General features: G+C 71.6%; 14 protein-coding genes. 6 read left to right on the forward strand and 8 right to left on the reverse strand.

The annotated features are described in order from the left end of the window. Positions 1-23: 23 nt before the first annotated feature. Together AB7I40_RS10270 and AB7I40_RS10275 are read right to left on the reverse strand one after the other, a co-directional pair. On the reverse strand, positions 24-260 hold the full coding sequence (locus AB7I40_RS10270) for a hypothetical protein (RefSeq protein WP_428346115.1): 237 nt from the start codon (positions 258-260) through the stop codon (positions 24-26). A 42-nt stretch (positions 261-302) separates the two neighbouring features. Next, entirely contained in the window at positions 303-731 is a 429-nt protein-coding gene (locus AB7I40_RS10275; protein ID WP_428346116.1) for a molybdenum cofactor biosynthesis protein MoaE, read from the reverse strand. A 59-nt stretch (positions 732-790) separates the two neighbouring features. Between AB7I40_RS10275 and AB7I40_RS10280 the strand changes: the two genes are divergently transcribed. Both AB7I40_RS10280 and AB7I40_RS10285 read left to right on the forward strand, forming a co-directional pair. Further along, positions 791-2,113: a zinc-dependent metalloprotease gene (locus AB7I40_RS10280; RefSeq protein ID WP_428346117.1), complete on the forward strand. Its 1,323-nt coding sequence runs from the start codon at positions 791-793 to the stop codon at positions 2,111-2,113. Beyond that, the gene (locus AB7I40_RS10285) at positions 2,110-2,643 is read left to right on the forward strand and encodes an NUDIX hydrolase (protein WP_428346118.1); all 534 of its coding nucleotides are present in this window, start codon (positions 2,110-2,112) and stop codon (positions 2,641-2,643) included. Before AB7I40_RS10280 ends, AB7I40_RS10285 begins: the two co-directional genes overlap by 4 nt. 8 nt (positions 2,644-2,651) lie before the next feature. On the opposite strand, the gene ndk is transcribed toward AB7I40_RS10285, so the two are convergent. Both ndk and AB7I40_RS10295 read right to left on the reverse strand, forming a co-directional pair. Then, positions 2,652-3,065 carry a nucleoside-diphosphate kinase gene (ndk, locus tag AB7I40_RS10290; protein ID WP_428346119.1) on the reverse strand — a complete coding sequence of 138 codons (414 nt, stop codon included), beginning with the start codon at positions 3,063-3,065 and terminating at the stop codon, positions 2,652-2,654. Positions 3,066-3,126: 61 nt separating this feature from the next. After that, positions 3,127-3,801: a pyridoxamine 5'-phosphate oxidase family protein gene (locus AB7I40_RS10295; RefSeq protein ID WP_428346120.1), complete on the reverse strand. Its 675-nt coding sequence runs from the start codon at positions 3,799-3,801 to the stop codon at positions 3,127-3,129. 69 nt (positions 3,802-3,870) lie between these two features. Between AB7I40_RS10295 and AB7I40_RS10300 the strand changes: the two genes are divergently transcribed. From AB7I40_RS10300 to AB7I40_RS10310, 3 genes are all read left to right on the forward strand, one after another. Further along, complete coding sequence (locus AB7I40_RS10300; protein ID WP_428346121.1) at positions 3,871-5,235, forward strand: PLP-dependent aminotransferase family protein; 1,365 nt, start codon at positions 3,871-3,873, stop codon at positions 5,233-5,235. Positions 5,236-5,375: 140 nt separating this feature from the next. Beyond that, positions 5,376-6,452 carry a class I SAM-dependent methyltransferase gene (locus AB7I40_RS10305; protein WP_428346122.1) on the forward strand — a complete coding sequence of 359 codons (1,077 nt, stop codon included), beginning with the start codon at positions 5,376-5,378 and terminating at the stop codon, positions 6,450-6,452. Beyond that, the gene (locus AB7I40_RS10310) at positions 6,449-8,569 is read left to right on the forward strand and encodes an alpha/beta fold hydrolase (protein WP_428346123.1); all 2,121 of its coding nucleotides are present in this window, start codon (positions 6,449-6,451) and stop codon (positions 8,567-8,569) included. Before AB7I40_RS10305 ends, AB7I40_RS10310 begins: the two co-directional genes overlap by 4 nt. 7 nt (positions 8,570-8,576) lie before the next feature. On the opposite strand, the gene AB7I40_RS10315 is transcribed toward AB7I40_RS10310, so the two are convergent. From AB7I40_RS10315 to AB7I40_RS10330, 4 genes are read right to left on the reverse strand one after another with little or no spacing between them, the layout of a single operon-like run. Further along, positions 8,577-11,288: an AAA family ATPase gene (locus tag AB7I40_RS10315; RefSeq protein WP_428346124.1), complete on the reverse strand. Its 2,712-nt coding sequence runs from the start codon at positions 11,286-11,288 to the stop codon at positions 8,577-8,579. A 30-nt stretch (positions 11,289-11,318) separates the two neighbouring features. After that, on the reverse strand, positions 11,319-11,675 hold the full coding sequence (locus AB7I40_RS10320) for a DUF4233 domain-containing protein (protein WP_428346125.1): 357 nt from the start codon (positions 11,673-11,675) through the stop codon (positions 11,319-11,321). After that, positions 11,672-13,030, reverse strand: a complete 1,359-nt coding sequence (locus AB7I40_RS10325) for a bifunctional folylpolyglutamate synthase/dihydrofolate synthase (protein ID WP_428346126.1) — start codon at positions 13,028-13,030, stop codon at positions 11,672-11,674. The genes AB7I40_RS10320 and AB7I40_RS10325 overlap by 4 nt, the downstream gene beginning before the upstream one ends. A 19-nt stretch (positions 13,031-13,049) precedes the next feature. Next, a complete protein-coding gene (locus AB7I40_RS10330) occupies positions 13,050-13,940 on the reverse strand; it encodes a GNAT family N-acetyltransferase (RefSeq protein WP_428346127.1) in 891 nt (296 codons plus the stop codon). Positions 13,941-14,052: 112 nt separating this feature from the next. On the opposite strand from AB7I40_RS10330, the gene valS reads away from it, so the two are divergent. Continuing rightward, entirely contained in the window at positions 14,053-16,662 is a 2,610-nt protein-coding gene (gene valS, locus AB7I40_RS10335) for a valine--tRNA ligase (protein ID WP_428346128.1), read from the forward strand. Positions 16,663-16,666 lie beyond the last annotated feature (4 nt).

Consider the following 16,666-nt stretch of genomic DNA (forward strand, 5'->3'; position numbering starts at 1 on the left):
GCAAGCCTCTCACCCGACCGAAGTCAGGCGCTTCGTCGGGTCCGCGAGGGACGCACGGCGATCCCGGTGCTGCGATCGCGAGCCGGAGCCGGGACCTTCCGGATGCGTCCGGGGTGCTCACGACGCATCGCGGCCGCGAGCCGGGCGTTGGCCACGTCGCGATCGATCTCGCCACGCCCCGCACGACCAAGCCAGGAGACCCACAGCATGGCGACGACGGTCACCACGACCGGTGGCACCAACCACAGCAGGATCTCCATGACCTCACGCTAGCGAGTCCACCGTCCGATTCGGCGCACCGCTCAGGGCGAGCCGACCCATTCCTCGGTGCCGTCGACGAACACCTGGTGCTTCCAGATCGGGACCTCGGCCTTGAGGGTGTCGATGAGGTCCTTGGAGGCGGCGAAAGCCTCGCCACGATGGGCCGACACCGTCGCCACGACGACGGCGGCGTCTCCGATCGCGAGCCGACCGACCCGGTGCACCGCCGCCACCCCGAGCACGTCGTGGCGCTGGGCGATCAGCTCGCACACGTCCTGCATCCGCTGGAGCGCCGACGGGTGGGCGGTGTAGTCGAGCCCGATCACGCCCTTGTGGTTGTCGTGGTCGCGCACCCGCCCGACGAACAGCGTGAGCCCACCGCCGGCCTCATCCCCCAGCGCAGCGAGCACCTCGTCGACGTCGAGCGCGGTGTCACGCAGGGCGACCAGTCGTACCGTCTCCTCGGGCATCCCCGGAGCCTAACCGAGGAGGCCGTGGGGGCATTGGCGCAGCCGAGTAACTTTGAGTCATGAGCAACACACCGGACGAGACCCCCGACGACGGACAGAACCCCTTCAAGGGCACCCCCTTCGAGCAGTTCTTCGGACCCAACGGGCTGCCCGGTGGGATCCCCGGCTTCGGTGGAGCCCCCGGCCAGATGCCCGACCTCGGGGCGATCATGGGCCAGCTCCAGAGCCTCATGCAGCCGCACGACGGTCCGATCAACTGGGACTTCGCCCTCGACATGGCTCGCAAGGTGGCCGCCCAGCAGCCCGACCCGTCGCCCACGGACAAGCAGCAGGCGGCGGTCGCTGACGCCGTCCGCCTGGCCGACCTCTGGCTCGACGAGGCCACGGAGTTCGAGTCCGGGGTGACCTCGACGGCGGCCTGGAGCCGCGCCGAGTGGATCGTCGGAACCACCGACGTGTGGCGTCGCCTCGTCGAGCCCGTGGCCGAGCACGCCACCGGCGCCCTGGGCAACGCCCTGCCTGCCGAGGCCGCGGCGATGGCCGGGCCACTGATCGGCATGATCGGCAAGGCCGCCGGCATGATGGTCGCCACGCAGGTCGGCCAAGGTCTGGGCGCCCTCGCCGGTGAGGTCCTCACCGCCTCCGACATCGGCCTCCCGCTCGGTCCCACCGGCAAGGCCGCCCTGGTGCCGGCCAACATCACCGCCTTCGCCGACGGCCTGGACGTCTCCGGCGACGACGTACTGCTCTATCTGGCGCTGCGCGAGGCCGCCCACCAGCGGCTGTTCGCCCACGTCCCGTGGTTGCGCGACCACCTGCTCAGCGCCGTGCGGGAGTTCGCCGACGGCATCGAGATCGACACCGCCGGCATGGAGGAGCAGCTGCGCGGGATCGACCCGATGAACCCACAGTCCATGCAGGACGCCATGTCCGGTGGCCTGTTCGACCCGAAGCCGTCCGCGGCCCAGCAGGCCGCGCTGGTCAAGCTCGAGACCACCCTGGCCCTGGTCGAGGGCTGGGTCGACGAGGTCGTGTCCCAGGCGACGGCCGAACGGATGCCCAGTGCCGGCAAGCTGCAGGAGGCCATCCGGCGGCGCCGGGCGGCCGGTGGCCCGGCTGAGCAGACCTTCGGTCAGCTGGTCGGCCTCGAGCTGCGCCCGCGCCGGCTGCGGGACGCCTCGACGTTGTGGGGCTCGCTGCGGACCCGCCAGGGGGTCGAGGCCCGCGACGCGGTGTGGCTCGACGCCAGCCTGCTGCCCACGGCGGCCGATCTGGACGACCCGCTGGGATTCCGTGAGGACGTCGCGACTCCGGTGGAGCTGTCCGCGGACGAGTTCGACGCCGAGGTCGCCAAGCTCCTCGACGAGGGCTCGACTGAGTGACGCAGCACGCCGCTGCGTTGCGCCTGCTCTCCGACTGGACCCCGCCGGACCCCGATCAGGCCGCGCTGCAGGAGCGCTTCGTGTCCCACCTGCGCCATCGAGCCGACGGCCTGGAGCGCGCCTGCTTCCCCGAGCACATCACCGCCAGCACCCTGGTGCTGTCCGAGGACGGCTCCCATGCCCTGCTCACGCTGCACGCGAAGGCGCGGCAGTGGTTCCAGTTCGGCGGCCACGTCGAGGCTGGCGACGCCTCGTTGGCCTCAGCTGCCGCCCGCGAGGCCCACGAGGAGTCGGGACTCGACCTGACGCTGCTCCCCACGCCGGTGCAGCTGTCAGCCCACGAGGTGCGGTTCTGCCACCCGGACGGCCCGGTGGACCATCTCGACGTCCGCTTCGTGGCCTTCGCGCCGTTCGCTGCTCCGCAGGTCAGCTCGGAGTCGCTCGACGTCCGCTGGTTCCCCGTCGTCGCGCTCCCCACCGAGGAGCCGTCCCTGCACCATCTCGTTGAGCGGGGCCTCGCGGCCCTTTGAGTGGGCCCTCAGCGGGTGAGGTTGGGGAACCACATGGCGATCTCGCGGGTGGCCGACTCCGGGGAGTCCGAGCCATGCACGAGGTTCTCGCGGTTGGAGAGGGAGAGGTCGCCGCGGATGGTGCCCGGGGCGGCCTTGCGTCCGTCGGTGGCACCGTTGAGGGCCCGGACCACCTCGACCGCCTCGTCGCCCTCGAGCACCAGGGCCACCAGTGGCCCGCTGGTCACGAAGGCTCGCAGCGGCGGGTAAAAGTCGCGTTCGACGTGCTCGGCGTAGTGCTCGTCGGCCTTCGCCGCGTCGATCGTGCGGTGTTCCAACGCCACGATGGACAGGCCCTTGGCCTCGAACCGGGACAGGATGTTGCCGACGAGGCCACGCCGGACGGCATCGGGCTTGAGCAGGACGAGGGTGCGCTGGGTCATGGCGGCAGCCTAGCCAGTACGCCGTGCGCCGCCCGCCCGAGCCCGGCAACCGGCCGCCGGGCTAACGCAGCGCGGCGGCCCGGCTGCGGACGTCGTGAGGCACCGGTCCCGGCGCAGCGGCGTCCGGGATCACCTCGCCAGCCACCATCCGCAGGGGGATGACACCACCCCACACGCCGGCCTCGATGTCCTCCGCGTCGTCGACCGGCGGACCGCTGCGGACCTTCACCGATGCCTCGTGCAGCGGCAGCGCCACCACACTGGTGGCCGCGAGCTCCTTGCGGGTGTTGGGGCGCAGCGTCCGCATCCGACCCGGGACGACGTGGTCGACGATCAACTCCAGCGCTCGGTCCTTCTCGGTCGCGTCGGTGACCAGGCGCCCGCGGCCCAGCACCACGGCGGAGCGGTAGTTCATCGAGTGGTGGAAGGCGGAACGCGCAGCCACCACACCGTCGAGCACCGTCATCGTCACGCAGATCGTGGCGTCGGGCGAGGCTCGGATCGAACCGGACGCCACCGAACCGTGCAGGTAGAGCGTCCCGCCCTCGTCCGGGCCGGACCGGTCGTAGGCGAACGCGGTCGGGATCACCAGCGGATGACCCACGTCCACCCCCAGGTGACAGACCAGTGCCGTGTCGAGCACGTCGTAGAGGGCGGCCCGCTCGGCGACGGCACGGTTCCGCCCGCGGCTGACGGTGGTGCGGGGCGTGGGCGAGAGGGTGGAGACGCTGGTCATGGCACCATGGTGACAAACCGAGTGGCCTGTTGACACGGGCCACTTTCAATTCATTTCAACAGGACACTCATGACGCGCCCCTCCACCCTTCCGATCCGGCTGGATCGTCGCGCCCCAGCCACCTTGGGCGTGCAGCTCGCCGACCAGGTGCGATCCCTCATCACCGCGGGCACCCTGGTCGTGGGTGACCGGCTCCCCAGCAGCCGCGGCCTCGCGGCCGACCTGGGCGTCTCCCGGGCGGTCACCGAGCAGGCCTTCGACCAGCTCCTCGCCGAGGGCTGGCTTGAGGCCCGACGTGGCTCGGGCACCTACGTCGCGGCGTCGGGGCACGTCGCGACCCAGCCCCGCCCACGCCCGGCGGCCCCGCCCGCGCAGGCGGCGTTCCGTTTCGACACCGGCACGCCGTGGATCGACCCGCGCCAGGTCATCGGCTGGCGGCGCGCCTGGCGTGAGGTGGCAGCCGATCGACCGCCGGCCGGCTATCCGGATGCGCGTGGCCTGGTCGAGCTGCGCGAGAGCCTCTGCCAGCACCTGGCGCGCACCCGTGGCCTGGTGTGCACCCCGGAGGAGATCGTGCTGACCAACGGCACCACCGACGGGCTGCGCCACCTGCTCGGGCTGCTCCCCGCCGGAGCCATCGCCATGGAGGACCCGGGCTACCGGGCCGCCGCCGAGGTCGTCCTGGACTCCGGACGGCGCCTGGTCGACCTCCCCGTCGATCACCGCGGGCTGAGCCTGGACTCCCTCACCGGGGCCGTCGCCGGCATCTATGTCACCCCCGCCCACCAGCACCCGCTGGGCATCACGATGGCAGCCGGCACCCGGCTGTCCCTCCTCGGACGGGCAACCAGCCTGGGAGCCACGGTGATCGAGGACGACTACGACTCCGAGTTCCGCTACGACGTCGCGCCCCTGCCCGCACTGGCCACCCTCGACCGGGACCGGGTCATCTACCTCGGCACCGCCTCGAAGTCCGTCGCACCGGGGCTCCGGCTCGGGTGGCTCGTCGGCCCGGCCGCGGTCGTGGACGCCATCACCACGCGCCGTACCCGTTCCCATGACCAGACGCCCTGGCCCACCCAGCGCGCCTTCCTGGCCATGCTCCGCGAGGGGTACGTCGACCGGGTGGTCCGGTCCGCGCGGCGGGTCTATGCCCACCGAAGCGGGCTGGTCGTGGAGCGACTGGGAGGTCTCGGCACGGTCGCCCCCTCGCCTGCCGGCATGTACCTGACCCTCCAGCTCCCCCGCGATCGCGCCGAGGCCGCCGCCGCGGCAGCCCGCGCCGCCGGCTTCGACGTACCTCTGCTCGCGGACTACGCACGCACCGCCGAGCGTCACGGCCTCGTGCTGGGTTTCGGCGGGTGCACCGCCGCCCAGCTCGACGCCGTCCTCACCGTCCTCGAGCGCGCGCTCGCCACCCCCGCAACGTCATGACATCCGATTGCCCAGGCAGCCAAGCGTGATGGGAGTGCGGAAGGACTAGGGGGGCCCCCGGAAGCGAACCGGTGCGCCCGCGACCGAGGCTGGCCGGGCAGGCGGCCACTCCGGTCCGCCGCTGAACCCAGGAGTCACACATGACCAGCACCGAGAACCCCGTCATCGACGAAGAGAAGTTGATGTCGTTCGTCTTCCGGGCCGTCGACGAGGTCGGCGCCACCCTCAACACCGCCCTGGTGGTGATGGGCGACAAACTCGGCTACTACCGCACCATGGCCGAGCGCGGTCCCCTCAGCCCGGCGGTCCTCGCCGAGCTCACCGAGACCGCCGAGCCCTACGCTCGCGAGTGGCTCAACGCCCAGGCCGCCGGAGGCTATGTCACCTTCGACCCGGCCACCGGCACCTACGAGCTCCCGCCGGAACACGCCATCGCGCTGACCGACGAGACCAGCCCGGCGTACCTGCCAGGCTTCTTCCAGATCGCCCACGGCACGGTCCGCGACGCCCCGGCCATCCTCGAGGCGGCCCGCAACGGAGACGGCTACGGCTGGCACGAGCACAACACCGATGTGCACGGTGGCTGCGAACGCTTCTTCCGGCCCGGCTACCTCGCCAACCTGGTCACCACCTGGCTGCCCGCCCTCGACGGGGTCGTCGCCAAGCTGGAGGCCGGCGCCCGGGTGGCCGACGTCGGTTGCGGGTACGGCGCCTCGACGATCCTGATGGCGCAGGAGTTCCCGAACTCGACGTTCGTCGGCTCCGACTATCACGCCGAGTCGATCGCGATCGCCCGTCAGCGCGCCGCCGACGCGGGGGTCGGGGACCGGATCACCTTCGAGGTGGCCTCGGCCCAGGACCTGGGCGGGCAGGACTTCGACCTGGTGACGATGTTCGACTGCCTGCACGACATGGGTGACCCGATCGGGGCGGCACGTCGGGTGCGCCAGGCGATCGCCGACGACGGGACCTGGATGATCGTCGAACCGGCCGCCGGCGACCACCCGGAGGACAACTTCAACCCCGTCGGACGGGCCTACTATGGGTTCTCGACACTGCTCTGCACGCCCAGTTCGCTGTCACAGGAGGTGGGGCTCGCACTCGGCACGCAGGCCGGCCCGGCGAAGATCCGGGACGTGACGAGCGCTGCCGGGTTCACCGGGTTCCGGACCGCCGCCGGGACACCGTTCAACAACGTGTTCGAGGTACGCCCGTGACATTGCCACGAGAGCCGGACGCCGTCGGGGTCGCTGACCGTGACGGCGTCCGGCTCGCCTGGAAGTCCTACGGCACCGGCGGTCCACCGCTGCTGCTGCTGCCGAGCTGGCAGATCATCGACTCCCGGTTCTGGAAGGCCCAGGTCGCCCACCTGTCGCGCCACCGCCGCGTGGTGACGTACGACGGGCGCGGGACCGGCGGCTCGAGCCGGCCGACCGGGGCCTCGGCGTACACGACCGCAGAGTGTGCCGCGGACGTGGCGGCGGTGATGGACTCGGCCGGACTCGACCAGGCCGTCCTGGTCGCCCTGTCGTGCGGCGCCGCCTGGGCCATCACCACGGCTGCCGACCATCCCGATCGGGTCCTCGGAGTGGTCGCGATCGCCCCGTCGTGCAACCTGGGCGTGCGGCAGGCCCAACGCGAGCAGTACGCCTTCGAGGCCGAGCTGGACACCACTCGGGGATGGGCGAAGTACAACCGGCACTACTGGCTGCACGGCGACTTCGCCGACTTCCGCGACTTCTTCTTCCGCGAGATGTGCTCCGAGCCGCACTCCACCAAGCAGTTCGAGGACCTGATGGAGTGGTCAGCGGACACCGACGCGGAGCTGCTCGTGGAGGCCACCTTCGGCCGCGTCGGTGGCGACGGGGTCGTGTGCACTCCCCTGGCCCCTGCCTGTGCCCGCGTCACCTGCCCGGTCCTGGTGATCCACGGAAGCGAGGACACCATCGCGAGCCCCGAGGTCGGCGAGCGACTCGCCGAGCTCACCGGCGGTGCGCTGCTGCGCCTCGAGGGCAGCGGGCATGCGCCCCTGGCCCGCGACCCGATCAGGGTCAACCTGGCCATCTCCGACTTCGTGGAGCGGGTCGCGCCACGCCCCCGCCGGGTGAGTCGGACCCGCGCCCCGCGACGGGTGCCGCGGGCGCTCTACCTCTCCTCGCCCATCGGCCTGGGCCACGCCCGCCGCGACCTGGCCATCAGCCGTGAGCTCAAGCGTGCCCACCCGGAGCTGCAGATCGACTGGCTCACCCAGGACCCGGTCACCCGGATGCTGCGCGAGGCCGGCGAGAGCGTGCACCCGGCATCCGCGTGGTTGGCCAGCGAGTCGGCCCACATCGAGCACGAGGCCGGTGAGCACGACCTGCATGCCTTCGAGGCGATCCGGCGGATGGACGCGATCCTGGTCAACAACTTCCACGTCTTCCACGACGTCGTGAGTGAGCAGCACTACGACCTGGTCATCGGCGACGAGGCGTGGGACGTGGACCACTTCCTGCACGAGAACCCGGAGCTCAAGCGATTCGCCTTCGCGTGGATGACGGACTTCGTGGGCTGGCTGCCGATGCCCGACGGCGGGCCGCGCGAGGCGGCACTGACCGCGGACTACAACGCCGAGATGCTGGAGCAGCGCGCCCGCTTCGCGCGCGTGCGGGACCGGTCGGTCTTCGTGGGCTCGGCCGACGACGTCATCGCGGACTCGTTCGGCGCGGGCCTGCCCGGCATCCGCGACTGGACCGTCGAGCACTTCGACTTCAGCGGCTACGTAACCGGCACCCCTGCGGTCACCGCCCAGGAGCGGGGGGAGCTTCGGCAGCAGCTGGGCTACCGGCCCGAGCAGCGCGTGTGCGTGGTCACGGTGGGCGGCTCCGGGGTCGGCACCGCACTCCTGGGCCGGGTGCTGGACGCCGTGCCCGTCGTACGCCGCAGCGCACCGGACCTCGACTTCGTCTTCGTGACCGGTCCGCGGATCGACCCCGCCTCCCTGCCGGAGGTGCCTGGCGTCAGCGTGCACGGCTACCTGCCCGACCTCGACCAGCATCTGGCCGTCTGCGACCTCGCCGTCGTGCAGGGCGGACTGACGACCTGCATGGAGCTGACCGCCAACCAGCGCCCGTTCCTCTACGTGCCGCTGCGCCACCACTTCGAGCAGACCTTCCACGTGCGCCACCGCCTCGAGCAGTACGGCGCCGGGCGGCACCTGGACTACGAGACCGCCTCGGACCGGGACGCTCTGGCGACCGCGATCCTCAAGGAGGTCGAGATCGAACCGCGCTACCGACCCGTGGAGACCGACGGGGCAAGGCGGGCGGCGGGGCTGCTCGCCGGGCTGCTCTGAGCGGTCGTCAGGTGACCGGCCCCATGGCCTTCGCGAGCTCGGCCCGCGAGGAGATCCCGAGCTTGAGGTAGACGTGTCGCAGGTGGTACTCGACCGTCTTCGGGCTCAGGAACAACGCCGCGGCCGCCTGCCGGGTGGTCTGCCCCGCTGCCAGCAGGCGAGCGATCTGGCTCTCCTGCGGGGTGAGGGAGTCGCGGGCGTCGGCGCCGCGCCGGCGTACCGTCTCGCCGGTCGCCTCCAGCTCCGCGGCAGCCTGCTCGGCCCACTCAGGTGCACCCAGCGAGCCGAACCGCTCGTAGGCCGCCAGCAGCACCGGCCGGGCGGCCCGGCGCTGCCTGCTGCGGCGCAGCGCCGAGCCCTGGGCCAGCTCGGTCCGTGCCTGTTCGAAGGAGTCCCGGGTGTCGGCGTGGTGGGCCAGGGCTCGCGCGAACCCGTCCTGGTCGCCGCTCAGCTGCGCGCAGGCGCGGTGGGCGCGGGCCAACGCCCACGGCTGACCCTTGAGCGTGGCCCGGGTCAGGAAGTCGGCTGCGACGACGGCGGCCTCCTCGTCGCGGCCCAGGCGCAGCAAGGTCTCGGCGAGCTCGGCCCCGGGGTACATGTCGACGTCCTCGATGGCGAACAGCTCCAGGAGCTCGCACACCGTCTCCAGCGCCGCGAGGGCCCCGGTCGCATCACCGCGGCCCAGGTCGAGCTCGGCCAGCGCCCACGCCGCCCACACCCGGCTGACCACGATGTCGAAGCGCTCTCCCAGCGCGACCGCCTCGGCCGCGTGCTCGCGGCACTGCTCGGCTCGGCCCTGCCGGGCCTCCAGCCACGCCAGGCCGGCCAGGGACAGGCCCAGGTTCGTGGTCTGCCCGCTCTCGCGCGACAACCGGATGCCTTCGTGGTAGCCCGACTCGGCCTCGGCCCAACGGTCACTCGTTGCGGCATCCCGGGAGACGAGGAAGAGCAGGTAGGGCAGCGTCCCGAGCACGGTCCCCTCGCGAGTCGCATCGACCGCTTCCTCGACGACGCCGTGGAAGGTGCCGTCCTCGCGCAGGAAGAGGACCGCCATGACCAGCCACTCGACACGGATCGGGTCGGACCTGAGCGTCTCCGCGGCGACCAGGTCGACGATCGCCACCCTCAGGGTCTCGACCCCGGGCTTGCCGAGCAGGATTCGGACCATCCCGATCGCCAGGTGTCCCAGCACCCGGGAGCGCTGCCGCCGCGTGCGCGGCACCAGGAGCTCCAACTGCTCCAGCGCCTGGGCCATCCACTCGCGGTCCGCCCGGTAGAAGCTGGCGTTGATCCCGTCGGCCAGGAGCTCCACCGCCGCATCCGGGTCGCTGGCCGCCACCCGCTCGGCGGCCTCGGCATAGATGTCGACCGCCTCGGTCAGTGATCCGGTGCGCGCCGCGATCAGCCCGGCCAGGCTGCCGATCCGGGCCACGAGCTCCAGCGGTGTGGGACCGACCTGGTCGAGCAAGGAGCGGGACCGCTCGCCCTGGCCGGCGATCCAGGCATGCTCAGCCGCCTCGAGCAGCCGGTGCGCGCGGCGCGAGGGCGTCGTACTCAGGCGGGCGGCGCGCTCGAGGGCCGTCGCGCACACGTCGTACGCCGCTCGGGCCCGGGCGCGTCCGGCCACACCGACCAGCGCCTCGGCCGCTTCCTCATCGGTGTCGGCGACAGCAGCGGCGAGGTGCCAGGCGCGACGGTCGGCCTCGGGGAGCGGGGTCACTGCGGCGAGGGCGGCATGGGCGGCACGACGGGCGCTCGCCGACACGGCACTGTAGACGCTGCCCCGCACGAGCGGATGACGAAACTCGATCCGCGCGGCCTCGAGCCGGATCAGCCCGGCATCCGCCGCTTCGACCAGGCTCCCCGGGTCCACTCCGAGGCGCTCGCAGGCGTCGGCCACGACCGGCCGCTCACCTCCGGAGGTGGCTGCGACGAGCAGGCACTGCTGGGCGGCCGGACTGAGCTGACCGGTGCGGGCGAGGAACGCCGCCGCCAGCGAGGCCGACACCGGGACCGGCGCGTCCGGACCGGCGCGCTCCAGCGGATTGTCGGCGAACTCCAGGAGGGCGAGGGGGTTGCCACCCGTCGCGTTCACCAGTCGCTCGACCTCGGCGTCGCTGAGGCTCGCGGATCGGTCACCGGCGCGGAGCAGGGCCAGACCCGCCGCCAGATCCAGGCCACCCAGATCGAGACCCGGGAGGCCGGCCTCGCGCAACGGGCTGCGCTCACTGGCCCGCACCGCGACGACCACCAGGATGGGATCGGCCACGAGGCGCCGTACGGCGAAGGCCAGCGCATCGGCCGAGGGAGGGTCGAGCAGGTGGGCGTCGTCGATGAAGATCGCCCGAGGGCGACTCTCGGCCAGGCGACCCAGCATGCCGAGCGTGGCGGCGCCCACCGCGAACCTGTCGACGGCCTGCCCGCTGCGCAGCGCCAGGGCGACCCCGAGGGCGTGCGCCTGGGGAGCCGGCAGTCCGGCCAGGTCCACGTCGGGTCCGAACAGTTGGGACAGCCCGGCGAACGCGAGGCCCTGCTCGGCCTCCGAGCCGATCACCCAGTGGACCTGCATCCCCTCGGCCAGCTCCGCGGCATGGGCGAGCAGCGTGGACTTCCCGATGCCAGGCTCGCCGGTGACCACCAGGACGGCGCTCTCGCCCAACCGGGCAGCCGCGACGAGACCGGCAACCAGGTGCTGCTCGGTGTCCCTGCCGACGAGCACGACCTCAGTCTAGGACCGCTGCGTGGGTCGTCAGCGGGCGGCGTCGTGGGCAGCGAAGGCGGCAGCGCGCTCCCGCTCGATCTTCTTGCCGAGGAAGTAGGCCGTGGCCCACAGCAGCGCGAAGATGCCGCCGACCAGGAACATCATCGGCACCACGAAGCCGAGGGCGACGGCGGCGACCTGGATGACCCAGCCCACGGCGTACGCCGCCTCGTTGCGCAGTAGGCCCGCCAGCAGGATGCAGGCCAGTGCGAGGCCGAGGCCGATCGCCAGGGCGGTGCCGGTCGCCACGTCGGCGACGGCGATCATGACCGGCGTGCTGAGCCCTAGGGCGATGGCCTCCAGGGACAGGATGGCCGCGCACATGCCCCGGCGGGGAGACCTCATGATGTTCCCTTCAGCAGGGCGCGGGCCTCGCCCACGGTGACGACGGATCCGGTGACCAGGACCGCGCCGGTGCCGACCGAGACGGCTTCACCGGCCTCAGCCAGGGTGGCGGCGACATCGATGGCGCTGGCCAGGTCGGCCACGACGGTGACCCGGTCCTCACCGAAGATCTCGCGCGCGGTCTCGGCGAGCAGGGAGGGCGACATGGACCGGTCGGTGGAGTTGCGGGTGACCACCAGGTGCGCCAGATGTGGCTCGAAGGCGGCCAGCACCCCCTCGTAATCCTTGTCGGCCATGACTCCGATCACGCCGATCAGCGGATCGAAGGCGAAGGAGTCCTCGATCGCGGCGGCGGTGGCCTGGGCGCCGTGGGGGTTGTGGGCGGCGTCCAGGACGATCGTCGGACTGCGTCGGACGACCTCGAGACGTCCCGGCGAGGTCACGTCGGCGAAGGCGGCCCGCACCACCTCGTCGGACAACGGTTGATCGCCCAGGAAGGCCTCGACCGCGGCGAGCGCCACCGCTGCGTTCTGGGCCTGGTGTGCGCCGTAGAGAGGCAGGAACACCTCGTCGTACTGCTGGCGAAGACCCTGCAGGGAGACCATCTGCCCCCCGACCGCCGGGACCCGGGAGGTGACCCCGAACTCGACCCCCTCGCGCGCCACCGTCGCACCGACCTCGACCGCGCGGGCCAGCAGCACGGCGGCCGCATCAGGCTCCTGCTGGGCGAGCACCGCATGGGCGCCGGCCTTGATGATGCCGGCCTTCTCGAGCGCGATGGCACTGCGGGTGTCACCGAGGTAGGCGGCGTGGTCGACCGCGATCGGCAGCACGACAGCCACGGTGCCGTCCGCGACGTTGGTGGCGTCCCAGGCGCCTCCCATGCCGACCTCGACGATGGCCACGTCCACGGGGGCGTCGGCGAAGGCGCTGTAGGCCATCGCGACCACGGTCTCGAAGAAGGACAGCGGATGGTCCTGCTCGGCGTCGACCAGGTGGGTGTACGGCGCCACCTCGTTGAAGGCGGCGACGAACGCCTCGTCGGAGAGCGGTTCACCGTCGATGCAGATCCGCTCGCTCATCTTCTCCACGTGCGGGCTGGTGAAGCGCCCGGTTCGCAGGTTGAGGCTGCGCAGCAGGGTGTCGATCATCCGAGACGTCGATGTCTTGCCGTTGGTGCCGGTCAGGTGGATGACCGGGTAGGAGCGCTGCGGGTCGCCGAGCAGTTCGACGAAGGCCTCGATGCGGTCCAGGGAGGGCTCCAGCCTGGTCTCCGGCCACCGGGAGAGCAGCGCGTCCTCAACCTCCGCGAAGGTCTCGGCGGGGCGGGGAACGGCGGCGGGAAGATCTGTCATGACGTCCCGAGTCTAGAGGTCACTCGATCACGTGGTTGGCCATGTCGACCACCGGCCGGTAGCCGAGCTCGGTGTAGATGTGGTTCGAGGTCGGGTTCGCCTGATCGGTGAAGAGGCAGGCGCGGGCGCCACCGTCGATGATCTGCTGCGACACCGCCGCCACGGCCGCACTGGCGAAGCCTCGGCCGCGTTGGTCCGGCGGCGTGTAGACGGGCCCGATCCGGGCCACCCCGAAGCTCGGCGGGTTGGTCCCGGTCAGGTGCACCCGCTCCCCCGCGTCGTCGACCCAGAACCAGATCCGGTCACCGTCGATGCGGCGCAGCATCTCCTGCTCGGTCGGCGCCTCGTGCGCACTGGAGCCAGCCGGGCGACCCGCCTGCTCGTCGGCGTCGGACATGAACGCCGCGAACCACGCCAGCGCCAGGTCGAGGTCGTGACGGGTGGCCCTCATCAGGGTCCCCGGAACCGGGCGCGGCGCCACCAGGTCGACAAGCTCGAACAACCTGGTGTGCTGGGCCACCCGCACGCACGCACTGGTACGCCGCGCGAGTTCGTCGGCGCAGATCCGGGCCGCCGGGAGCGCGCCGTTGACCGCGAGCATCTCCTCGCCCCGGTCGTGCAGTACGGCGGCCAGCGCCACCGCCGCCTCGTCGGGCATCGGAAGGAGGAAGGCGGGCCTCGACCCGAACGGCGCCGTACGCATGCCGGCACCCACGACCGCGCCGGCCTCGTCACGCACCACGAGCCACCAGTCCTCGGGTGGTTGGCCGATGCCGTCCGCCACCTCCCGGACCGCGCGGTCCGCGATCGTGGTCACCACGGTGCCGATGACAGGGTCGAGGGCGAGGTGCTCGCCCGCGGCGGCGAGGAACTCGGCGGGGTCTGCCAGGAAGTCGAGCGTCGTCCTCACGCCCGCACGATACCCGCGCGCGGGGGCCCGCGGGACCGATGATCGGGCGTCCTGGAGCCCAGCGTGGGAACTGGTTGTCGCCCCGCCGTCGCTCCCCCGTAACATTTCGCCCATGACCGAGACCCAGCAACACCCCGATACGACTCCGACGCCCGCAGCACCGCGCGGCGCCGTCGTACCGGACAAGGCAGCGCTGGAGGGTCTCGAGACCAAGTGGGCCGCACAGTGGAGGGCCGACGACACCTACGCGTTCGACCGCACCCGCCCCCGCGCAGAGGTCTACTCCATCGACACTCCCCCGCCGACGGTGTCCGGCAGCCTGCACGTCGGCCACGTCTTCTCCTACACCCACACCGACCTGATCGCGCGCTACCAACGGATGACCGGCAAGTCGGTGTTCTACCCGATGGGATGGGACGACAACGGCCTGCCGACGGAGCGTCGGGTGCAGAACTACTACGGCGTGCGCTGTGACCCGTCGCTGCCCTACGACCCCGACTTCACTGCACCAGAACGTCCCGACGCGAAGCGCCAGGTGCCGATCAGCCGCCCCAACTTCATCGAGCTGTGCGAGCAGCTGGTCGAGCAGGACGAGGAGGTCTTCGAGCGCCTGTGGCGCACCCTCGGCCTCTCGGTCGACTGGAAGCAGCACTACACGACCATCGGTGAGCGGTCGCAGACGGTGAGCCAGCGGGCGTTCCTGCGCAACTTCGCACGCGGAGAGGCCTACCTGCAGGAGGCGCCGACACTGTGGGACGTCACCTTCCAGACCGCCGTCGCCCAGGCCGAGCTCGAGGCGCGTGACTACGCCGGGCACTACCACCGTGTCGCCTTCCACCGGGCCGACGGCACCCCGATCCACATCGAGACCACCCGCCCCGAGCTCATCGCGAGCGTGGTCGCCCTGATCGCCCACCCTGACGACGAGCGCTACCAGGCGCTGTTCGGCACCACAGTCACCAGCCCGGTGTTCGGGGTGGAGATCCCCGTGCTCGCCCACCCGGCCGCCGAGCCGGACAAGGGTGCCGGCATCGCGATGTGCTGCACGTTCGGCGACCTCACCGACGTCACGTGGTGGCGCGAGCTGCAGCTGCCGGTGCGCACCGTGATGGGTCGCGACGGCCGCTTCTCCCGCGAGACCCCCGCGTGGCTCAGCGGCGAGGTCGCGGCCGCCGCCTACGAGGACCTGAAGGGCAAGACCGCCTTCAGCGCCCGGGAGGCGATGGTCGCCAAGCTGCGCGAGAGCGGTGACCTCGATGGCGAGCCGACCCCCACGCAGCGGATGGCGAACTTCTACGAGCGGGGAGACAAGCCGCTGGAGATCGTCGCCACCCGGCAGTGGTACATCCGCAACGGCGGTCGTGACGCCGCCGTACGCGAGGAGATGCTGGCCCGGGGCGCGGAGATCACCTGGCTCCCGGCCCACATGAAGCACCGCTACGACAACTGGGTGGGAGGGCTGAACGGCGACTGGCTGATCTCACGGCAGCGGTTCTTCGGGATCCCGTTCCCGGTCTGGTACCCGCTCGACGCCGAGGGCGAGCCCGACTACGACCACCCCTACCTGCCGAGCGAGGCGGACCTCCCGATCGATCCGTCCACGCAGACGCCGAACGGCTTCACCGAGGAGCAGCGCGGCAAGCCGGGCGGGTTCATCGGCGACCCCGATGTCATGGACACGTGGGCCACGTCGTCGCTGACCCCGCAGATCGCGGGCGGCTGGGAGTCCGACCCGGACCTGTTCGAGCGGGTCTTCCCGATGGACCTGTGCACCCAGGCCCACGACATCATCCGGACCTGGCTGTTCTCCCGGGTCGTGCGTGCGCACTACGAGAACCATGCGACGCCCTGGTCTCACGCCATGCTCTCCGGCTTCATCCTCGACCCGGACCGCAAGAAGATGAGCAAGTCGAAGGGCAACGTCGTGGTGCCGACCGAGATCCTCGACAAGTACGGCGCCGACGCCGTCCGCTGGCGAGCCGCGATGGCTCGTCCCGGTCTGGACTCGCCGTTCGACGAGTCCCAGATGAAGGTCGGACGGCGACTGGCGATGAAGGTGCTCAACGCATCGAAGTTCGTGCTCGGCTCGGTCGGGGCCGTGGAGCCCAACCCGCTCGCCGTCACCGAGCCGATCGACTGCGCGCTCGTCGGGCGACTGGCCGGCGTGGTCACGCGGGCCACCCGAGCCCTCGAGGCCTACGACTACACGACCGCCCTGGAGACCACCGAGACGTTCTTCTGGGAGTTCTGCGACGACTACCTCGAGCTGGTCAAGGAGCGTGCCTACGCCGAGGACGGCGGGGCGCCGACCGAGTCAGCCCGGGCCACCCTGGCGCTCGCGCTGCATATCCAGCTGCGACTGCTGGCCCCCTACCTGCCCTACGTGACCGAGGAGGTCTGGTCCTGGTGGCAGGAGGGCTCGGTGCACAAGGCAGCCTGGCCTCGCGCGATCGAGCTGGGCTCGGCGGGCGCCGCGGACGGCGGGAGCATCGACGCGGTCGCTGCGGCCCTCGGTGGCATCCGCGGAGCGAAGTCCCAGGCCAAGGTGTCGATGCGCCATCAGCTGACCCGTGTCGAAGTCAGTGGACCTGCCCAGCTGGTCGAGGCAGCGCGGCTGGCTGAGAGCGACCTGCGCAAGGTCGGCAAGATCACCGGCGACCTGGTGTTCACCGCCACCGACGCCACGGAGCTGTCGGTGCAGGCAGAACTCGCCGAGGCCTGACCGG

The organism is Nocardioides sp. (assembly GCF_050246775.1).
Lineage (GTDB): Bacteria > Actinomycetota > Actinomycetes > Propionibacteriales > Nocardioidaceae > Nocardioides.

Excerpts from the sequence above, each read along its gene's own strand:
- AB7I40_RS10300 (WP_428346121.1), top strand. The coding sequence starts at position 3,871 with ATGACGCGCCCCTCCACCCTTCCGATCCGGCTGGATCGTCGCGCCCCA.
- valS (WP_428346128.1), top strand. The coding sequence starts at position 14,053 with ATGACCGAGACCCAGCAACACCCCGATACGACTCCGACGCCCGCAGCA.
- AB7I40_RS10275 (WP_428346116.1), bottom strand. The coding sequence starts at position 731 with ATGCCCGAGGAGACGGTACGACTGGTCGCCCTGCGTGACACCGCGCTC.
- ndk (WP_428346119.1), bottom strand. The coding sequence starts at position 3,065 with ATGACCCAGCGCACCCTCGTCCTGCTCAAGCCCGATGCCGTCCGGCGT.
- AB7I40_RS10295 (WP_428346120.1), bottom strand. The coding sequence starts at position 3,801 with ATGACCAGCGTCTCCACCCTCTCGCCCACGCCCCGCACCACCGTCAGC.
- AB7I40_RS10280 (WP_428346117.1), top strand. The coding sequence starts at position 791 with ATGAGCAACACACCGGACGAGACCCCCGACGACGGACAGAACCCCTTC.
- AB7I40_RS10325 (WP_428346126.1), bottom strand. The coding sequence starts at position 13,030 with ATGACAGATCTTCCCGCCGCCGTTCCCCGCCCCGCCGAGACCTTCGCG.
- AB7I40_RS10270 (WP_428346115.1), bottom strand. The coding sequence starts at position 260 with ATGGAGATCCTGCTGTGGTTGGTGCCACCGGTCGTGGTGACCGTCGTC.
- AB7I40_RS10305 (WP_428346122.1), top strand. The coding sequence starts at position 5,376 with ATGACCAGCACCGAGAACCCCGTCATCGACGAAGAGAAGTTGATGTCG.
- AB7I40_RS10320 (WP_428346125.1), bottom strand. The coding sequence starts at position 11,675 with ATGAGGTCTCCCCGCCGGGGCATGTGCGCGGCCATCCTGTCCCTGGAG.